Below are 17,976 nucleotides of genomic sequence, written 5' to 3'. Positions count from 1 at the left end.
TTTGGTTCCAGGGGAACGACTCTCGTCCCTGGAGTCTATTTATACTGTTGCGATTTTTTTCTGTTTAATTTCTGCAATTTTGTCGGCACGGTGAATGCTGTTGATTACATGCAATAGCGCCTGACCAGAAGCTTCTACGATATCGGTGGAAACACCGGTACCGTGGTATTTTCGGCCTTTATAGTTAGCGATGATGTCTGCTTGACCTAAACCGTCTTCACCTTCGCCTTTAGCTGTCAGATCAAACTTATCTAGCACGATATCATAACCTGTCACGCGATAGATACATTGGTATAGAGCATCAACTGGGCCATTACCTACCGCGGCTTCGCATTGCTCTTCATCACCACATTGCAATTTGATACTGGTGGTTGCCATGACGCTGCCGGACTGAACGCTTAGGTAGTTTAGCTTGTAGAAATCGTCTTCTTCGCGAAGGTTTGAGAAGTGCATCAAGGCTTCTAAATCGTAGTCGAACACTTGTCCTTTACGATCTGCAAGCTTCAAGAAATCTTCATACAAAGCCTCTAGGCTGTATTCTTCCTCTTTGTAGCCCATGCTATCCATGTGGCTTTTCACTGCGGCGCGACCACTCCGACTGGTTAAATTCAATGCCTGATTCTTAAGGCCAATTGACTCGGGCGTCATGATCTCATAGGTGTTTTTATTCTTTAGCATGCCATCTTGGTGGATGCCGGAAGAGTGGCTGAATGCGTTGGCACCAACAATGGCTTTATTGCTCTGGATAGGCATGTTACATAGCTGACTGACCAATTTGCTGGTGCGATGAATCTCATCGTGCTTAAGACCCGTGTGAACCCCTAAGAATTCCTGACGAGTTTTGATGATCATGGCTATTTCTTCTAGAGAACAGTTACCGGCACGCTCACCAATACCATTAATCGTTCCTTCTATCTGGCGTGCTCCTGCTTGCACGGCAGCAATCGAGTTCGCAACCGACATGCCCAAGTCGTCGTGACAGTGAACAGAAATGATGGCTTTATCAATGTTAGGAACACGGTTAAATAAGGTTTGAATGATACCGCCAAACTCATTGGGTACTGTGTAGCCCACTGTGTCCGGGATGTTGATAGTCCTAGCACCTGCATCAATTGCCGCTTCGACCATGCGACATAAGTTGTCAATTGGAGTGCGTCCTGCGTCTTCACATGAGAACTCGACATCATCCGTATATTGACGAGCATGTTTAACTGCTTTGACTCCCATTTCTACGACATCATCGTAACTGCGGCGTAGTTTATCTTGAACATGAACAGTGGAAGTAGAAATGAAGGTGTGAATTCGGAATTGCTCAGCAACTTTTAAAGCTTCAGCCGCGGCATCGATGTCTTTCGCAACGGCACGCGAAAGGGCACAGATTCGGCTGTCTTTAATGTGTTTGGCGATGGTTTGTACTGACTCGAAATCACCAGGCGAAGACACAGGAAAGCCGGCTTCAATCACATCAACGCCGAGTCTTTCCAGCGCATAGGCAATCTGCAGTTTCTCTTTAACTGTCAAGCTTGCTGACAACGCTTGTTCGCCATCACGTAATGTGGTGTCGAATATTATGACTTGATCGTTCATGTTGCTTCCTTCCTGATGTTTGTGTTTTGTACGCAGTAAATCGTTTTCTTCCGCTTAGCTATAAAAAGCTAGGTATAAAAAAACCCGCATCTGTGTGCGGGTTTGTGAAATCTTGTTGTGGTTATTTTTCTTCCACAGCCTACCCGCGCGATCTGGTCACGATAAGGAGGAGGCTCAGCAGGATAGAAAAACGCTTCATCATTGTTAACGGTTCCTGTAAGGGCGTTAAATAAACCACAAAATTAAGTTAACAAATTAGTACCGCACTCCACAGTGCACGTCAACCCTTAAGTTGTTTTTTTATTCATCAATAAGTAAATGAAAAGAAATAGTGGGATTATTCATAGTGAATTTGCTGGATTAAGCCAATCAAGCATAGAAGCAATCAATGGTAAGGCCTGTTCGCCAGTTACATCTTTGGTTTACCCCTCGCGCGCTATTGTGGACGACAAGATCAAATAACAAGAGAAAAGTGGTCGTGCACTCTTGTACCCATCGTTAGATTGGATTTTGACAATGTAACTGAATCAACCTCAAAGCTTCACTGATTTGTCATTTCAGTCTCTTAAGTTTGAAGGCATAACCGCGGTAACAAGGAGCCGGTCATGCGTTCAATCGAGCCTATTGCCAAGTTTGATCTGGCGTTTTCACTATTTTGCTTGCAACATAAATTCTCTTATCCGCTTTCCCGCTTGAGTAAAGCGATATCGCATACAGGGGATGGGCATTTGTATGCTGTTATTGGTTTGCTCGCTTGGGGGCTAGGTGGGGAAACAGGCACGCTCTTTCTGCTGGCTGGTTTACTTGCTTTTGTGGTGGAGCTTCCGATTTATTGGGCAGCGAAAAATGTCTTCAAGCGTCGCCGTCCGGAAGAGCTGTCTGAGTTGGTCACTTCGTTCATCACCCCTTCAGATCGTTATAGCTTACCTTCAGGCCATACCGCCGCCGCTTTCTTAATGGCTACATTGATCAGTGTCTTTTATGTCGAGCTCGAATTGTTTGCTTTTGCTTGGGCTACGTTGATTGCTACTTCGCGTATTTTACTCGGCGTACACTTTTTGACTGATGTGGTGTTGGGGGCTCTGCTGGGTATTGGCTGCGCGCAAATGGCACTATCTGTGATTATGGGAGCGTAACGAATGAGAATCCTCTACGGTGTTCAAGGAACAGGTAATGGTCATATCGCTCGTGCGAGAGCGATGAGCTATGCACTTAAGAAGCGTGGTATTGAGGTTGAGTTCCTTTTCTCTGGCCGCGCCGCCGATAAGTATTTCTCCATGGAAGCGTTTGGTGATTATCAAACACGGCGTGGCTTAACATTCGTAACTGAAAATGGTCAGGTCAGCTATCAAAAAACCTGTTTCAGTAATAACCTATTAGCCTTCTACCAAGAAGTGAAGCAGCTTGATTTAAATCACTTTGATTTAGTGCTGAATGACTTTGAGCCAGTGTCTGCTTGGGCGGCGAAAATGCGAGGTAAAGCGTCTATCAGCATTAGCCATCAAAATGCATTTCGTTACTCAGTGCCACTCAGGGGAGCAAGCTGGCTAGACAAAAAAATCGTCAAGTACTTTGCGCCTGCGCAGCATCATATCGGCTTACATTGGTATCATTTTGATCAGCCCATTCTTCCTCCTATCGTTCATACCCATAAAGAGCACGTCGTAGGCGAAGATTTTGTCCTCGTATATCTGCCGTTCGAGAGCATTCATGATATTGCCGAATTATTGCTACGTTTCTCACAGCAGCGATTTGTTTGCTTTCATCCTGAGGTGATGGAAGAACAGATTGTCGACAATGTTCACTATTTGCCACTCAGTTTCCAAGGGTTTCAATATTCGCTTAATCGTTGTAATGGTGTCATTGCCAATGGTGGTTTTGAGTTGCCCTCTGAAGCGTTGACGCTAGGTAAGAAGTTATTACTCAAACCACTCAGCGGGCAATTTGAACAGATGAGCAATGTTGCAACACTGGAGGAGCTGGGATTAGCCAGCTGTATGGAGATGCTTGATGCCTCTGTTGTACGTCGTTGGTTAGATGAAGAGCAGGCTGAAAGTGTCAGCTACCCCGATGTGGCTGACGCGATTGCAGATTGGCTGCTCAAAGAGGACTGGGAGAATAAGATGGAGTTGACTCAGAGTCTCTGGGATAAAGTTGATTTCCCTAGTTACGTTACTAATATTTAGCTCACTATTATGTCTTCATGACTTCAACAGCATCAAATTATTGATGCTGTTTTTGTTTCAACCTATGGAATTATTTTTCTTGCAAATAGTTCCGGTCTGACTCTTCACACTCCCCCATAGACTTAATTGATCCATTAAATCCTTACAGTATGAGAGATTTATACTTTTTTACATATGTCGTAAGTTAATGATTAATAAGTTTAATTTTATGACTTAAGTAAAAAATACTGATTAATTATCAATCTTGTTGCTAATCATTGATTGATTCGTTGATAGTAGAAATCCGCCAGAACACATCTGACGGATAAATATAACAAGATCTGGGTTATCTATTCCCAACCAACATTCATTTTAAGAACCATTTACATTGACGAATACAAGAGGCTTGCCTGATGATTGATAAAAAAGAGTCTATGAGTGCGATTGCTAGCTACCGAATGGAAAGCACTCTACGTGGAGTAGATCTAAACCTTCTCACTGTGTTTGATGCAGTAATGCAAGAGCAAAATATTACCCGTGCCGCTCATAACCTTGGCATGTCTCAACCCGCAGTTAGTAATGCTGTAGCACGTCTAAAAGTTATGTTTAATGACGAGTTATTTATGCGTCAGGGACGTGGCATTCAGCCGACTCAGCGTGCACGCCAGCTATTTGGCCCTGTTCGCCAAGCACTGCAACTTATCCGTAATGAGCTGCCAAGCTCTATTTTCTCGCCTGAAACATCAACGCGTTTGTTCAAACTGGCGATTTGCAGCCCATGTGATATGCGCTTTGCACCAAAGATTATGTCGACAATTCATGATCAGGCTCCTAATGTTCAACTTCACCTTGATGCGGAATTTGATCGCCAACTGGCTGAAAGAATGCGCTACCAAGAAATCGACTTTGTGATTGATTACGCTCGCTTTGATGAGCAAGGTTTCTCAAGCACAGAAATCTTCCAAGATGAGCTAGTGGTAGTGGCGTCTAAGTCTCACCCACGTATCCAAGAAGCCGTAACGGCAGACCTTCTGAAAGGTGAACGTCATGCGAAACTGTCTCGCGTACATGGTCAACGTAGCTTCTCAGAGCAAGCATATTGCGACTTAGATGTTCAGGCATACTATGAAGGCACCAGCCTGAGCAATGTTCTTTATGTTGTAGGTCAGTCTGAACTTGTTACGATTGCACCACGCTGGATGGTAGAAAACGCAGCGAACAAAGATCAGTTACAAGTGTTGGATTTTCCATTCGAGAATAGCAAAATTAGCGGCTTCCTAAGCTGGCATGAATCAAGCGAAAAAGACAAAGGTCATATCTGGCTACGTGACCAGCTAATGATGATCTGCGGTGAAGTCGTTGCTCTAGACTAATTAGCTGTTATTTAAGAGAAGAATGAAACCTTGGGTGTCGATAAGGCATTCAAGGTTTTTTACTATTTAATTGATAAGTTTGATACCCGTCAGTTGCCTTTTACGAACTGAAATGTACACTTGTGCGCTGAAAAAGCTTACAGGTGTAAGCTAAAGGTAGAAGAGATGACCAACTTAGATTTTCATGTTGTAAAAAGAATTCGTGAACAGATTGCCAAGAGTGGTGATCGTATTGCTCTCAAACACAAAGTGGGCGATATGTGGAATGGCATTAGCTGGAAGCAGTTTGGCCAGCAGGTGGATGCTTTATCACTGGCGTTGTTGACGCACAATATTAAAGTCCAAGATAAAATCGGTATCTTTGCCAACAATATGCCGCAGTGGACAATCGCAGATATTGCGGCGTTACAAGCTCGTGCTGTGACTGTGCCTATCTACCCAACCAATACAGCGGCTCAATCCTCTTATATTTTGCAAAATGCCGATGTTCGTATTCTCTTTGTCGGTGAACAAGCGCAACTGGATGCGGCCATCTCTATTTTTGAACAATGTCCACAGTTGGAACTGATTGTGGTCATGTCTGACGATATTAGTACGGGTTTACCTTCATTTGTCCGTACTTGGCAGCAATTTTTAGCTGCCGCAGATGGTGCAATGCAAAGCGAGTTAGATGAGCGTTTAGCCAACGCTAATATTGATGACCTTCTGACTCTGATATACACCTCTGGCACGACAGGTCAGCCTAAAGGGGTCATGCTGGATTATCGTAATATTGCCGCTCAACTAGAAGGACATGATTCGCGCCTGAGCTTAACCCAAGACGATGTTTCGCTTTGTTTCCTTCCTTTGTCACATGTGTTTGAACGAGCGTGGACTTTCTATGTGCTCTACCGTGGTGCGACGAACTGCTATTTGCAAGATACCATGCAGGTGCGTGAAGCACTGAGTGAGGTTCGCCCAACAGTCATGTGTGCGGTTCCGAGGTTCTACGAAAAGATCTTCTCCGCGATTCATGAAAAAGTCGCTAAAGCACCCATGATTCGCAAAGTTTTGTTCACATGGGCTGTGAACATGGGGGCCAAAATGGCGGCTTGTGCTCAGGAAGGGCGAGAACCATCCTTAGTCTTGAAAAAATCTCATCAGTTAGCCGATAAGTTAGTGCTTTCTAAGTTACGTGCACTATTGGGTGGACGAATTAACTTTATGCCTTGTGGTGGAGCGAAACTGGATGAAACAATTGGTCGCTTTTTCCATGCAATGGGGATCAACGTCAAGCTGGGCTATGGCATGACAGAAACTACGGCCACGGTCTCCTGTTGGGGGGATAATAGTTTTAACCCAGACTCTATTGGGACGGCGATGCCCGGTGCACAAGTGAAAATCGGCGAGAATAATGAAATTCTTGTGCGTGGCCCTATGGTGATGCGTGGTTATTACAAGATGCCGGAAGAAACGGCGAAGACTTTTGATGAGCATGGCTTCCTCAAAACTGGTGATGCGGGCCATATTGATGAGGATGGTCATCTGTTTATTACCGACCGCATCAAAGAATTGATGAAGACGTCTGGTGGAAAATATATTGCGCCTCAGATGATTGAAGGAGCAATCGGTAAAGACCACTTTATCGAGCAGATCGCCGTGATTGCGGATACGCGCAAGTTCGTTTCCGCATTGATAGTGCCGTGCTACGACAGTCTGGAGGAGTACGCGAAAGAACTGAACATCAAGTACCATGATCGTGTTGAACTGATTAAGCATCATCAAGTGGTGGAGATGTTGGAAAAGCGAGTGAATGACCTACAAAAAGAGCTTGCCAAGTTTGAACAGGTGAAGAAGTTCAAGCTGCTACCCAAAGCATTTTCGATGGACGAAGGGGAGTTGACGCCTACTCAAAAACTGCGGCGTAAGGTCATTAATGACAAATACCAAGATGAAATCGAAGAAATGTACACTGATAATGCAGTAAAAAAGTGATTCTTGAACAGGTTAATTTTTAAAGTGCTTAAAAATCCCTCAATCTAGCTTTAGTGGCTGATGAGGGATTTTTTATACCTCACTTTTACGAGATAGGTTGGTTTCAATGTTGTAAAAGTGCATTACTGGATAATATTTTATTCTGTATTTCTACTGTTAATTTTGCAAACTATCTATTTGTTTCTGTGTGTTTGGTGTTCCTTCCTTATATTAGTTTGATAAGTAGCATCTTGTTTAAAATGAGAGTTAAGTCGCATTAGATCCTTTGATAAGAAAACGTTACATTTGTTGCGTGAACTTGTTTTCTGTTACGACAGAACAAGACATAGCCGAAAAGTGGAAGTATTTCGATTTAGGCTACGAATAAGCCCTAGACTATGTAAAACCAGCCCAATTAGTTGACCTTATTAATTGGTAAACTGGTGAGGAGAATAATATGGCAGCAATGTTGTCCGGTGCGGAGATGGTTGTTCAATCTCTGATCGAAGAAGATGTTGAACAAATTTTCGGGTATCCAGGCGGTTCTGTTTTGGATATCTACGATGCTCTTCATGCTAAGACAGATCAAATCAAGCACGTCCTAGTTCGTCATGAACAAGCCGCTACCCATATGGCAGATGGCTATACCCGTGCAACTGGCAAACCAGGCGTAGTTCTGGTGTGCTCAGGTCCAGGCGCGACCAATACTGTGACAGGTATTGCGACCGCGTATATGGACTCAATTCCAATGATCGTGATTTCAGGTAACGTACCTAACAACCTGATTGGTAATGATGCCTTCCAAGAGTGTGATATTGTCGGTGTCTCGCGTCCGATTGTTAAGCATAGCTTCTTGGTAAAGAAAGCAGAAGATATTCCTGAAATCATGAAGAAAGCTTTCTATATTTCGACAACAGGGCGCCCTGGCCCAGTTGTTATCGATCTGCCTAAAGATGTAATGAATCCGCAGATCAAACTGCCATATGAATACCCTGCGACTATCTCAATGCGTTCGTACAAACCAACCACATCGGGGCATAAAGGCCAAATCAAAAAAGCTTTGAAAGCATTACTTGCAGCGAAAAAACCTGTGCTTTATGTCGGTGGTGGCGCGGTTATTTCAGAAGCCGATGAGCAGATTCTGAAGCTATCAGAGGCGTTAAACTTACCTGTCGTTAGTACCTTGATGGGGCTAGGCGCCTTCCCGGGTACGCATAAAAATTCTCTTGGTATGCTGGGGATGCACGGTGTGTATGAGGCCAATATGGCCATGCACAACGCAGACTTAATCTTTGGTATCGGTGTGCGATTTGATGATCGAACCACCAACAATCTGGAAAAGTATTGTCCGAATGCCAAAGTAATGCATATTGATATTGACCCGTCATCTATCTCGAAAAACGTCAAAGCAGACCTGCCTATCGTTGGCTCAGCTGAGAAAGTGCTGGCGAGTATGGTGTCACTGCTGGAAGAGCAAGGCGCGACCAATGATGGCGAAGCACTTCAAAGCTGGTGGGATGATATCCAGACTTGGCGTGACCGTGAATGCCTGTCTTATGAATCCACGCCTGAGCGTATTAAACCTCAACAGGTGATTGAAGTACTACACAAGCTGACGAATGGCGATGCGTACGTTGCTTCTGATGTGGGTCAGCACCAGATGTTTGCAGCGCTTTACTATCCGTTTAATAAACCACGTCGCTGGATTAATTCTGGTGGTCTCGGCACGATGGGCTTCGGTCTGCCAGCTGGCCTTGGGGTTAAATTTGCTAAGCCTGATGAAGAGGTGGTAGTGGTGACCGGTGATGGTAGTATCCAGATGAACATTCAGGAACTGTCAACGGCGCTGCAATATGATATCCCAGTCAAGATCATTAACCTGAATAACCGTTTCCTAGGTATGGTGAAACAGTGGCAAGACATTGTTTACCAAGGAAGGCATTCTAACTCATATATGAGCTCCGTTCCGGACTTCGTTGCGATTGCTGAAGCGTACGGACATGCGGGGATTCGCATTGAAACTCCAGACCAGCTTGAGTCTGGTTTGAAACAAGCATTAGAAATGAAAGATCGTTTAGTGTTTGTTGATATCAATGTTGATGAAACTGAGCATGTGTACCCAATGCAAATCAAAGGCGAAGGTATGGACAAGATGTGGCTAAGCAAAACGGAGAGAACATAATATGAGACACATTATTTCACTGCTAATGGAAAACCAACCGGGGGCATTATCCCGAGTGGTAGGTCTGTTCTCACAACGTGGCTACAACATTGAGTCACTAACTGTATCACCGACAGATGATGAAACGCTGTCGCGCTTGAACATCACAACGATTTCCGATGATATGCAGCTTGAACAGATCCAGAAACAGCTCAATAAGTTGATTGATGTGCTCAAAGTTCAGGAAGTCACTGAGCTTGATCATATTGAGCGTGAGCTGATGATGGTCAAAGTGAAAGCCAGCGGTTTTGCTCGCGCCGAAGTAAAGCGTACAGCGGATATCTTCCGTGGTCAGATTGTTGATGTCACCGCCTCTCAATACACGGTTCAACTGGCTGGTACTAGTGAAAAGCTCGATGCGTTCATTCAAGCGATTTCAGAAGTGACTGATGTCATTGAGGTTGCCCGAAGTGGTGTGGTAGGGATTGCACGCGGTGAGCGTTCGCTGAAGCCTTAAGCTGATACAAGCTGCTAAAAAAAGCCTTAGTCATGGACTAAGGCTTTTTTGTTTAGGGATTATTTGTTAAGGAAGTTGACCGCTTTATCTGGGAAATCGGTAAACAGACCATCTACTTTGACTTGATTATAGAAGATATCCATCATGCCCTCGAAGCTATCCGTGTAACTTGGAATACGGCCTGGGTCTGCTCGGAAAGTGTATGGGTGAACATCTAGGCCTGCTGCTTTTGCCTCTTTCATCAACGGCTTGATAATAATGTTATCTTTGGTTGATTTATCATCGACCAGCATTGGTTTCCAAGGGCCAATACCTTCGGCGTACTTGGCAACTTCCTTCATTGCGCCTGATTCGAACATCCAATCATAGCTGTACGGGGCTGCCGTATCACCTTGGTAGACCATGGTTTCGTTCCAGTCAGTGTAAGCCATCAGCTGCACTAACTTGAGATCCATGTCCATACTAGGCATGAGTTCATCGTTAATGCGTTTGAGCTCATTGGCGTCAAAGCATTGCAAGTACACTTTGTCATCCTGACTGTCATAGCCGTACTGTTTTAATAACTTAAGCACTGCGGAAGAGATATCTTTGCCTTCATGACGGTGGAACCAAGGGGCTTTGATTTCAGGGTAGATACCAATATCGTAACCAAGTGTCTTGTTGAGCCCTTGAATCAGCTCAATTTCTTCGGCCAGTGTAGGGACGCTGAAGTCGGACTTCCACATCGGAAAACGGGTTGGATAACCCGCGACTTTATTGCCATTGTCGTCAATATTGAACCCTTCTGTCACCTTCAATGTTTTGATTTCGGCGAGCGTAAAGTCAATCGCATAATAGCGGCCATCAGCGCGAGCACGATCAGGGTAGCGCTCTGCGATATCGGTGACCCGATCAAGGTAATGATCGTGTAAAACAACCAGTTGATCGTCTTTGGTCATAACGACATCTTGCTCAATGTAGTCCGGTTTCATTGCATAAGCTAATGCCTTAGCCTCTAAAGTGTGCTCGGGTAGGTAACCTGAAGCACCCCGGTGAGCGATGACCAGAGGATGAGCTATGGCACTGGTTGATAGGCTAAGAGCCAGAAACGTAGCGCAAACTGACGTTGTTTTCATTGTTCTTTCCTTGATTGATATAGAGGTAGCATGGCTACCTCTGTTATAGATATTAAGCGAGTGCCGCTTTTTCACTGTCTTTTTGTTTATGGTGATCACGTTCGCCAACAAATGCATACACTAGGCAGACGATGGATGCGATACAAGAAGCGATAAGAATGGCAAAGCCACCATCCCAACCAAAGTGATCCACGGTATAACCTAGAATCGCATTAGCGGCAACCGCACCACCAAGATAGCCAAACAAGCCTGTTAGACCTGCTGCGGTACCTGCGGCTTTTTTCGGTGCTAACTCGAGAGCGTATAGGCCAATCAGCATTACTGGGCCGTAAATCAGGAAGCCGATTGCGACGAGTGCCATCATGTCGACAGCAGGATTGCCAGCAGGGTTGAACCAGTAAATCAATACAGCAATAGTGACGAGTGCCATGAATAAGATGCCAGCTGGAGCACGGCGCCCTTTGAACAACTTATCGGAAATCCAACCACACAGTAACGTTCCTGGAATACCCGCCCACTCGTAAAGGAAGTAAGCCCATGAAGATTTATCAACCGTGAAATCTTTCGCTTCTTTGAGGTAAACGGGAGCCCAGTCAAGCACGCCGTAACGAATTAAATAGACAAATGCGTTTGCAATGGCGATTGACCAAAGCAGTTTGTTAGAAAAAACGTATTTGAAGAAGATTTCTTTCGCCGTCATTTCCTGTTCATGCGATTTATCGTAATCATCTGGATAGTCATTTTTGTATTCTTCAATCGGAGGCAAGCCGCAAGATTGAGGAGTGTCTCGAACTGTCATCCAGATGAAGATAGCAACCAACGTGGCAAAAAAAGCAGGAACGTAAAAAGCGGTGCGCCAGTCGTCATTAAATGCCCAAAGTCCAAGGATAAAGAGAGGACCAATCAAACCACCACCCACGTTATGGGCCACATTCCATACTGAAACGATTTCACCACGTTCCTTGCGTGACCACCAATGCACCATGGTTCTACCACAGGCAGGCCATCCCATGCCTTGGAACCAACCGTTGAGGAAAAGCAGGATGAACATTGCCGTGATACTGCCTGTTGCCCATGGCATAAAGCCGAAGCAGAACATGATCAATGCCGACATCAGTAAGCCGCCACTGAGGAAGTAACGAGGGTTAGAGCGGTCAGAGACACTGCCCATTAAAAACTTGGATAAACCGTACGCAATTGATACAGCAGCAAGTGCAACCCCAAGGTCACCACGGCTGAATCCTTGCTCAATTAGGTAAGGCATTGCCAAACTGAAGTTTTTACGGACTAGGTAATAGCCAGCATAGCCGACGAAAATACCGATAAAGAGTTGCCAACGTAATCGGGAATAGGTGCCGTCGATGCTATCTGAAGATAAGCGATCGATGTGCGCCTTAGGTTTGAAGATTCCAAACATGAGGACCTCATTTTTATTGTGCGATGGTAAGGTAAAGGAAAGTGAACGAGCAAAATTTATTTCGTTCGAAAGTGTTGGGCATTGTATGAATAATGGTATTAATTTCTGTGATAAATGTTGCATAAGTATTAAATTTTACTTAAATACAGAAAGTTAGAAGGGAAAATTTCGATGTCGATTCCGGATTACGCACTTTTGGTTACGAACGAAAACTTTTCTATCGAACAGCTTTTGTTCATAAGAGAACATTAATTAGAGAGGGAATAAGAAAGGCTGGATTTATGAAGCAGAAACAAAAAGCCACCGCACAGACGGTGGCTCTTTTCTGGAAGGCGAAAGTTTAATGAAGGATACGTGCGCGTAGTGTCCCTTCGATCCCTTTGAGTTTCTTCAGCGCTTCTTCTGAGCGACTGGTTTCAACGTCGATCACAACATAACCAATATTCGCATTGGTTTGTAGATACTGACCGGCGATGTTGATACCTTCTTCTGCAAAAATGGTGTTGATTTGCGTCAGGATGCCAGGGCGGTTTTTGTGGATATGCAGTAGACGTGAGCAATCACGATGCTCAGGCAGAGAAACCTCAGGGAAGTTAACACTCGAAAGTGTCGAACCATTGTCAGAGTATTTCGCTAGCTTGCCTGCCACTTCAACACCAATATTCTCTTGCGCTTCTTGTGTTGAGCCGCCGACGTGTGGTGTCAGGATAACATTGTCAAACTTTTGCAATGGTGACTCAAATGGGTCTGCGTTGGTTTTAGGCTCGGTTGGGAATACGTCAATCGCGGCCCCGGCAAGGTGGCCTGATTCCATCGCATGACAAAGTGCTTCAATATCGACCACAGTGCCCCGTGCGGCGTTGATGAAAATTGAGCCCGGTTTCATACGAGCAAATTCTTCCGCACCCATCATGTTTTTGGTACCCGCGGTTTCTGGAACGTGCAGAGAAATCACATCACACTTGTTTAGTAGTTCACTCATGGTATGCACTTGAGTGGCGTTACCAAGTGATAGTTTGTTCTCAATATCGTAGAAGTAAACACGCATCCCTAGGTTTTCCGCGATAATACCCAACTGCGTGCCGATGTGGCCATAGCCGATAATACCTAAACGTTTACCTCGTGCTTCGTACGAGTTGTCGGCGCTTTTTTTCCAGATACCACGGTGTGCTAGGGCGTTCTTTTCTGGAATCCCGCGCAGTAGAAGCAGGACTTGACCAAGAACCAATTCCGCTACACTGCGTGTGTTAGAAAATGGGGCGTTAAACACTGGAATACCGCGAACAGCGGCTGCATTAAGATCGACTTGGTTGGTACCAATACAGAAACAACCAATCGCTACGAGCTTCTCTGCTGCGTTAATCACTTCCTGCGATAGGTTAGTGCGGGAACGGATACCGATGAAGTGAACATCCTTCACTGCTTCTAGCAATTCGTCTTCCGGTAACGAGCCTTTGTGGTATTCAATATTGGTGTAACCAGCAGCCTGAAGCACCTCTACCGAAGATGGGTGAAGACCTTCAAGTAAAAGGATCTTAATTTTGTCTTTTTCCAGTGAAACTTTGGCCATTGTTTTCGTCCTTAAAATGGAAATTTGGGGCTTAACTGGCGCACAAGCGGTGTAATGTTATTAAAGCAAACGTTTTATTAGCAAAAAGCCTGACGCAAACGTTTTCCTTGTGCGTCTTCTGTTCACTAAGTTAACAAAAAAAATACACTTTGGGTAAGAAAATTACGGAATAAGGAATAATTTTTATAGGATAAAAGACAAAAACGGCACCTAATGGTGCCGTTTGTAATGAAATAACTGAAACTGTCTTCAATTAGTCTTCGATTTTAGCCCCTTGTGGCGTGCCAGTGATCACGACATCCGCACCACGGTGAGCAAACAAGCCAACCGTCACAACACCAGCGATAGCATTGATTTTATCTTCCATTTCTTTCGGGTTGGTGATCTGCATACCATGCACATCAAGGATCACGTTGCCGTTATCTGTTATCACACCTTCACGGTATACAGGATCGCCACCAAGTTTTACCATTTCACGGGCGACGTAAGAACGCGCCATTGGGATGACCTCTACAGGTAACGGGAACTCACCAAGAACGTCAACGGCTTTGGTGCCATCTACGATACAGACAAACTTATCGGAAATAGCGGCAACAATTTTCTCGCGTGTTAGCGCCGCACCACCACCTTTGATCATGTCGCGCGTTGCGTTGATTTCGTCAGCACCGTCAACGTAGACATCCAAGTTCGACACTTCATTACAATCGAAGACTTCAATACCTAAACCTTTGAGTTTTTCAGTCGATGCCTCTGAGCTAGAAACCGCACCTTTGATATCGTCTTTGATTGTACCGAGTGCATCGATGAAGTGATTTACCGTAGAACCTGTACCAACACCGACAATGCTGTCTTTTTCAACATACTTAAGTGCTGCCCAACCAGCTTCTTTCTTCATTTCATCTTGAGTCATGCCCATCTCCTGAACGAGGTTTGAAATTAACGTTTGCGGCGCGATTATATGATCAATCAGAGACTATTCCCAATCCCAGATCTGCTTTGGTGTCACTATTTTTGGCAAAGGTACATCCCAAGATTCAACAGGTAGCTTGTCGACTTGTTGGCAATCATGCGCAAGGCCGATAGGTTTAGCGCCTGACTTGTGGTGAAACCAAGGCTCTAGCGTCCGATCATAATAGCCGCCCCCCATTCCAAGTCGGTGGCCGTGATGATCAAAGGCGACTAAAGGGGTAGTAATGAGATCCAATTGTTGAACGGGGATAATACGCGTTTGATCTAGCTTAGGTTCTTGAATGTTATAGCGATTACGTACCATTGGTGTATCGCTATCATATCGAAGGAACAACAATTGGCCTGCTGAAAAAGGGTGAATAACAGGAAGGTAAATGTCTTTACCTTGCTGTCTGAGCCAGGCGATTAATGGAGCGGTATGGATCTCACCGTCAGTAGAAAGATACAGAGCAATATGCTGAGCTGAAGATAATTCTGGCAGTCGAGCAAATTGAGTGATCAAATCCGCTCCCGCTTTTAGCTGCGTCGCCTCATTGAGTTGATTGCGTCTGGTGCGGATGAGTTTTCTGAAGTCTTGTCGGGAAAGAGTCATAAGAGTACCCATAGTTACTGGGTACCGAGGAGGATACCCCAGAGTGCCGTTGGAGATTTTGACCCTTGAACCAGCTGGTTCAAGGCGGATCAGCAATGATAACCGTAGGCTTCTCGGTTCAAGCCGAGCTTGCTCAATAGCTATCAAGTACTAACCCTTGGGTATTGCTTATCGGCTCAGGGACGTAATCCCCTCACGAACACTCCAGGGTAAATTCTTGTTTGGCGGTAAAGGCTATTGCTGTCCTGGCTTTACTTTACTTAGTGCTTCCGTCAGTGATGCGCTGAGCTTTTCCAATTGCTCATTGAGTGCATTCTGCTGCTTTTCATCTACTGTATCACGGCTTTCGAGCTCATGACAGACGTTCAGAGCAACAAAGGTCAATAGTTGAACTTCATTGGTAATTTTGGTTTTTGCAGCCATGTCTTTTAAGCGTTCATCAAGGTTTTGAGCTGCATTACGCAAAGACTCTTCTTGTCCTGACGGGCAATTTACCAGAGTTAGCTTACCTAAAATTTCGACTTCAACTGCTTGATTACTCATACCGACTCTAAATGCGTTAGTAGGGGTGATGTGCAGACAATCACCGAGGGGGAAACTATAGGAAAAGGCTTGTTAAGATTCAAGCTTTTCCCCGCTAAGGTGAACAAATCATAACGCAATAACACAGTAATTGGGCAAATTGTGTAAAAGCTACCCACAATTGCGTAATCGCTCGTTTTCGCTGCTCTTGGTAAATGGTAGGATTGGCATTATTTAGCAAATTTTGGGTCTCTTTATGAGCGAACGCAATCTTCCAGAATACCTGACATTAGCAAGTGAACTTCAGTCTGCTGGTCTGGCGGTGAACCCTGCGGAACTGCATGGCCTTTTAGCGGGAATGCTAAGCGGTGGGTTAAGTCTGACAGACAAAAGCTGGCAACCGCTAATCTTTGATTACACCAATGATGGTATGGGCTGGCCTGCTAAGTCACTGCAATTAGCTCAGGCGACATTGGACGCAACCATCGTAGAATTTACCGGCTCAGGCATGGATATCTCAATGTTGATCCCTGATGAAGATGCCAGTGCAAGCCTGTTTGACACAGCAGATGGTGTCGCAGAATGGGTCAATCACTTCATTTCAGGTCTGGGGTTAGTTGGTGCTGAGCTGAAGAAAGCGTCTAAGGATGCCAAAGAAGCGCTGGCCGATCTGGAAGAGATTGCCAAGCTTGGCATTGATGAAGATGATGACATGGAAGAGCAGGCGCTGTTATTGGAGCAAGTGATTGAGCACGTTAAAGCTTGTGCGCTGACTATTCATTCTGAATTTGGCCAAAAGCCAGCAGAACAAAAAGCACCAACTATCCACTAATCAGGACTTCCCATGAAGCAGTTTGATGTTGTAATTGCTGGTGGTGCAATGGCGGGTATGACGCTGGCATTAGCGATTAATACACTTTCTCGACAGCCGATTTCTATTGCAGTTATTGAGCCTTATAAAGCTGATCACCAAGCTCACCCAGGCTTTGACTCCCGTTCTATCGCTCTATCATATGGCACCGTAAATATTTTAAAACAATTCGAGCTGTGGGAAGACATTTCAAAATTAGCGACCGCCATTGAACATATTCATGTATCTGATCGCTCGCATGCAGGCATGACAGACATCGACCATAAAACAGTGGGTGTAGAAGCTCTAGGCTATGTGGTCGAGTTAGCGGATATTGGTCGCTTGTATCATGATAAAGCGGCTCAAGATCCTAATATTACTTTGCTTTGCCCTGCATCGGTGAACCGTGTTGAACGTTTGCAGGAAGAAGTGCATGTTTCTCTTGATAATGAGCAGGTGATCAGTGGAAAGCTATTAGTCGCCGCTGATGGTGCGGTATCAACCTGTTGCCAGCAAATCGGATTAGAGCTCAACGAGCATGATTTTGAGCAAGTAGCAGTGATTGCCAATATCAAAACAGCTCAAGCTCACCAAGGTCGTGCGTTTGAGAGGTTCACTGCATCTGGTCCAGTCGCCTTGTTACCAATGAGCGAACAGCGAATGTCGTTAGTTTGGTGTTTAAGCTCAGATGATGCACAGCGAATCATGTCTCTGAGTGAAGACGCATTTCTTGAAGAGTTGCAGCAGGCTTTCGGTTGGAGACTGGGTAAGCTGGAAAAAGTCGGACAACGAGCTGACTATCCATTGCTGCTGCGTTACAGATCTCAGAACACCTCTCACCGATTTGCCCTTGTGGGGAATGCTGCCCAGACGCTGCACCCAATCGCTGGACAAGGCTTCAATTTAGGGATCCGGGATGTTGCGACATTAGCCGAAGCGATTGCCAATCATGAGCATGATCCAGGTGCATACTCGGTTTTACGCCAGTTTAAGCATCGTCGTGAAAGTGACCGCCGCGCGACCATCACTTTGACTTCGTCTTTGGTGCATATTTTTTCCAATGACTACCTTTCGTTGCGTATTGGCCGAAATATCAGTTTAGCAGCGATGGACAATATTCCAGCTTTAAAAGCCCCTTTATTAGCGAGAACTTTAGGTTTAGTTTCTCGCTAGCAGATTGAATAA

At 45.0% G+C, this 17,976-nt stretch carries 15 protein-coding genes and 1 other RNA gene; 8 read left to right on the top strand and 8 right to left on the bottom strand.

The features are described from left to right. Positions 1 to 39: 39 nt before the first annotated feature. Positions 40 to 1,587, bottom strand: a complete 1,548-nt coding sequence (gene leuA, locus L1D23_RS17325) for a 2-isopropylmalate synthase (RefSeq protein WP_239868919.1) — start codon at positions 1,585 to 1,587, stop codon at positions 40 to 42. Positions 1,588 to 2,192: 605 nt separating this feature from the next. Between leuA and L1D23_RS17320 the strand changes: the two genes are divergently transcribed. The 6 genes from L1D23_RS17320 to ilvN all read left to right on the top strand — a co-directional run bounded on the left by L1D23_RS17320 (position 2,193) and on the right by ilvN (position 9,756). Then, entirely contained in the window at positions 2,193 to 2,723 is a 531-nt protein-coding gene (locus tag L1D23_RS17320) for a phosphatase PAP2 family protein (protein ID WP_239868917.1), read from the top strand. A 3-nt stretch (positions 2,724 to 2,726) separates the two neighbouring features. Further along, complete coding sequence (locus tag L1D23_RS17315) at positions 2,727 to 3,773, top strand: MJ1255/VC2487 family glycosyltransferase (protein WP_239868908.1); 1,047 nt, start codon at positions 2,727 to 2,729, stop codon at positions 3,771 to 3,773. 392 nt (positions 3,774 to 4,165) lie between these two features. Then, the gene (gene leuO / locus L1D23_RS17310) at positions 4,166 to 5,125 is read left to right on the top strand and encodes a transcriptional regulator LeuO (RefSeq protein WP_239868901.1); all 960 of its coding nucleotides are present in this window, start codon (positions 4,166 to 4,168) and stop codon (positions 5,123 to 5,125) included. Positions 5,126 to 5,290: 165 nt separating this feature from the next. Next, positions 5,291 to 7,099 (top strand): long-chain fatty acid--CoA ligase, encoded by a 1,809-nt coding sequence (locus L1D23_RS17305; RefSeq protein WP_239868892.1) that lies wholly within the window; start codon positions 5,291 to 5,293, stop codon positions 7,097 to 7,099. A gap of 436 nt (positions 7,100 to 7,535) precedes the next feature. Next, complete coding sequence (locus tag L1D23_RS17300) at positions 7,536 to 9,260, top strand: acetolactate synthase 3 large subunit (protein WP_239868890.1); 1,725 nt, start codon at positions 7,536 to 7,538, stop codon at positions 9,258 to 9,260. Between the two features lies 1 nt (position 9,261). Beyond that, a complete protein-coding gene (ilvN, locus tag L1D23_RS17295; RefSeq protein WP_006957816.1) occupies positions 9,262 to 9,756 on the top strand; it encodes an acetolactate synthase small subunit in 495 nt (164 codons plus the stop codon). A gap of 59 nt (positions 9,757 to 9,815) precedes the next feature. Here the strand turns inward: ilvN and glpQ are convergent, their stop codons facing one another. The 7 genes from glpQ to zapA form a co-directional block, all read right to left on the bottom strand. Further along, on the bottom strand, positions 9,816 to 10,871 hold the full coding sequence (gene glpQ, locus L1D23_RS17290; RefSeq protein ID WP_239868888.1) for a glycerophosphodiester phosphodiesterase: 1,056 nt from the start codon (positions 10,869 to 10,871) through the stop codon (positions 9,816 to 9,818). A 52-nt stretch (positions 10,872 to 10,923) separates the two neighbouring features. Further along, positions 10,924 to 12,288 carry a glycerol-3-phosphate transporter gene (gene glpT / locus L1D23_RS17285; protein WP_239838550.1) on the bottom strand — a complete coding sequence of 455 codons (1,365 nt, stop codon included), beginning with the start codon at positions 12,286 to 12,288 and terminating at the stop codon, positions 10,924 to 10,926. 340 nt (positions 12,289 to 12,628) lie between these two features. Then, complete coding sequence (gene serA / locus L1D23_RS17280) at positions 12,629 to 13,858, bottom strand: phosphoglycerate dehydrogenase (RefSeq protein ID WP_239868886.1); 1,230 nt, start codon at positions 13,856 to 13,858, stop codon at positions 12,629 to 12,631. Between the two features lie 253 nt (positions 13,859 to 14,111). Next, positions 14,112 to 14,768, bottom strand: coding sequence for a ribose-5-phosphate isomerase RpiA (gene rpiA / locus L1D23_RS17275; RefSeq protein WP_239868884.1), 657 nt, complete (start codon positions 14,766 to 14,768; stop codon positions 14,112 to 14,114). 63 nt (positions 14,769 to 14,831) lie between these two features. Continuing rightward, on the bottom strand, positions 14,832 to 15,419 hold the full coding sequence (locus L1D23_RS17270; RefSeq protein WP_239868882.1) for a 5-formyltetrahydrofolate cyclo-ligase: 588 nt from the start codon (positions 15,417 to 15,419) through the stop codon (positions 14,832 to 14,834). Positions 15,420 to 15,450: 31 nt separating this feature from the next. Continuing rightward, a non-coding RNA gene (gene ssrS, locus L1D23_RS17265) (6S RNA) lies at positions 15,451 to 15,633 on the bottom strand. Between the two features lie 20 nt (positions 15,634 to 15,653). Then, positions 15,654 to 15,962, bottom strand: coding sequence for a cell division protein ZapA (zapA, locus tag L1D23_RS17260; protein ID WP_239838546.1), 309 nt, complete (start codon positions 15,960 to 15,962; stop codon positions 15,654 to 15,656). 235 nt (positions 15,963 to 16,197) lie between these two features. Between zapA and L1D23_RS17255 the strand changes: the two genes are divergently transcribed. Both L1D23_RS17255 and ubiH read left to right on the top strand, forming a co-directional pair. After that, positions 16,198 to 16,773, top strand: coding sequence for a YecA family protein (locus tag L1D23_RS17255; RefSeq protein WP_239868860.1), 576 nt, complete (start codon positions 16,198 to 16,200; stop codon positions 16,771 to 16,773). A gap of 12 nt (positions 16,774 to 16,785) precedes the next feature. Further along, positions 16,786 to 17,964, top strand: coding sequence for a 2-octaprenyl-6-methoxyphenyl hydroxylase (ubiH, locus tag L1D23_RS17250; protein WP_239868857.1), 1,179 nt, complete (start codon positions 16,786 to 16,788; stop codon positions 17,962 to 17,964). Positions 17,965 to 17,976: the final 12 nt, after the last annotated feature.

The sequence above is a fragment of the Vibrio sp. Isolate24 genome (assembly GCF_022398215.1).
In the GTDB taxonomy this organism is placed as follows: domain Bacteria; phylum Pseudomonadota; class Gammaproteobacteria; order Enterobacterales; family Vibrionaceae; genus Vibrio; species Vibrio coralliilyticus_A.
The sequence above is the reverse complement of the archived record's forward strand: the minus strand, read 5'-3'. Positions and strand labels throughout refer to the sequence as shown.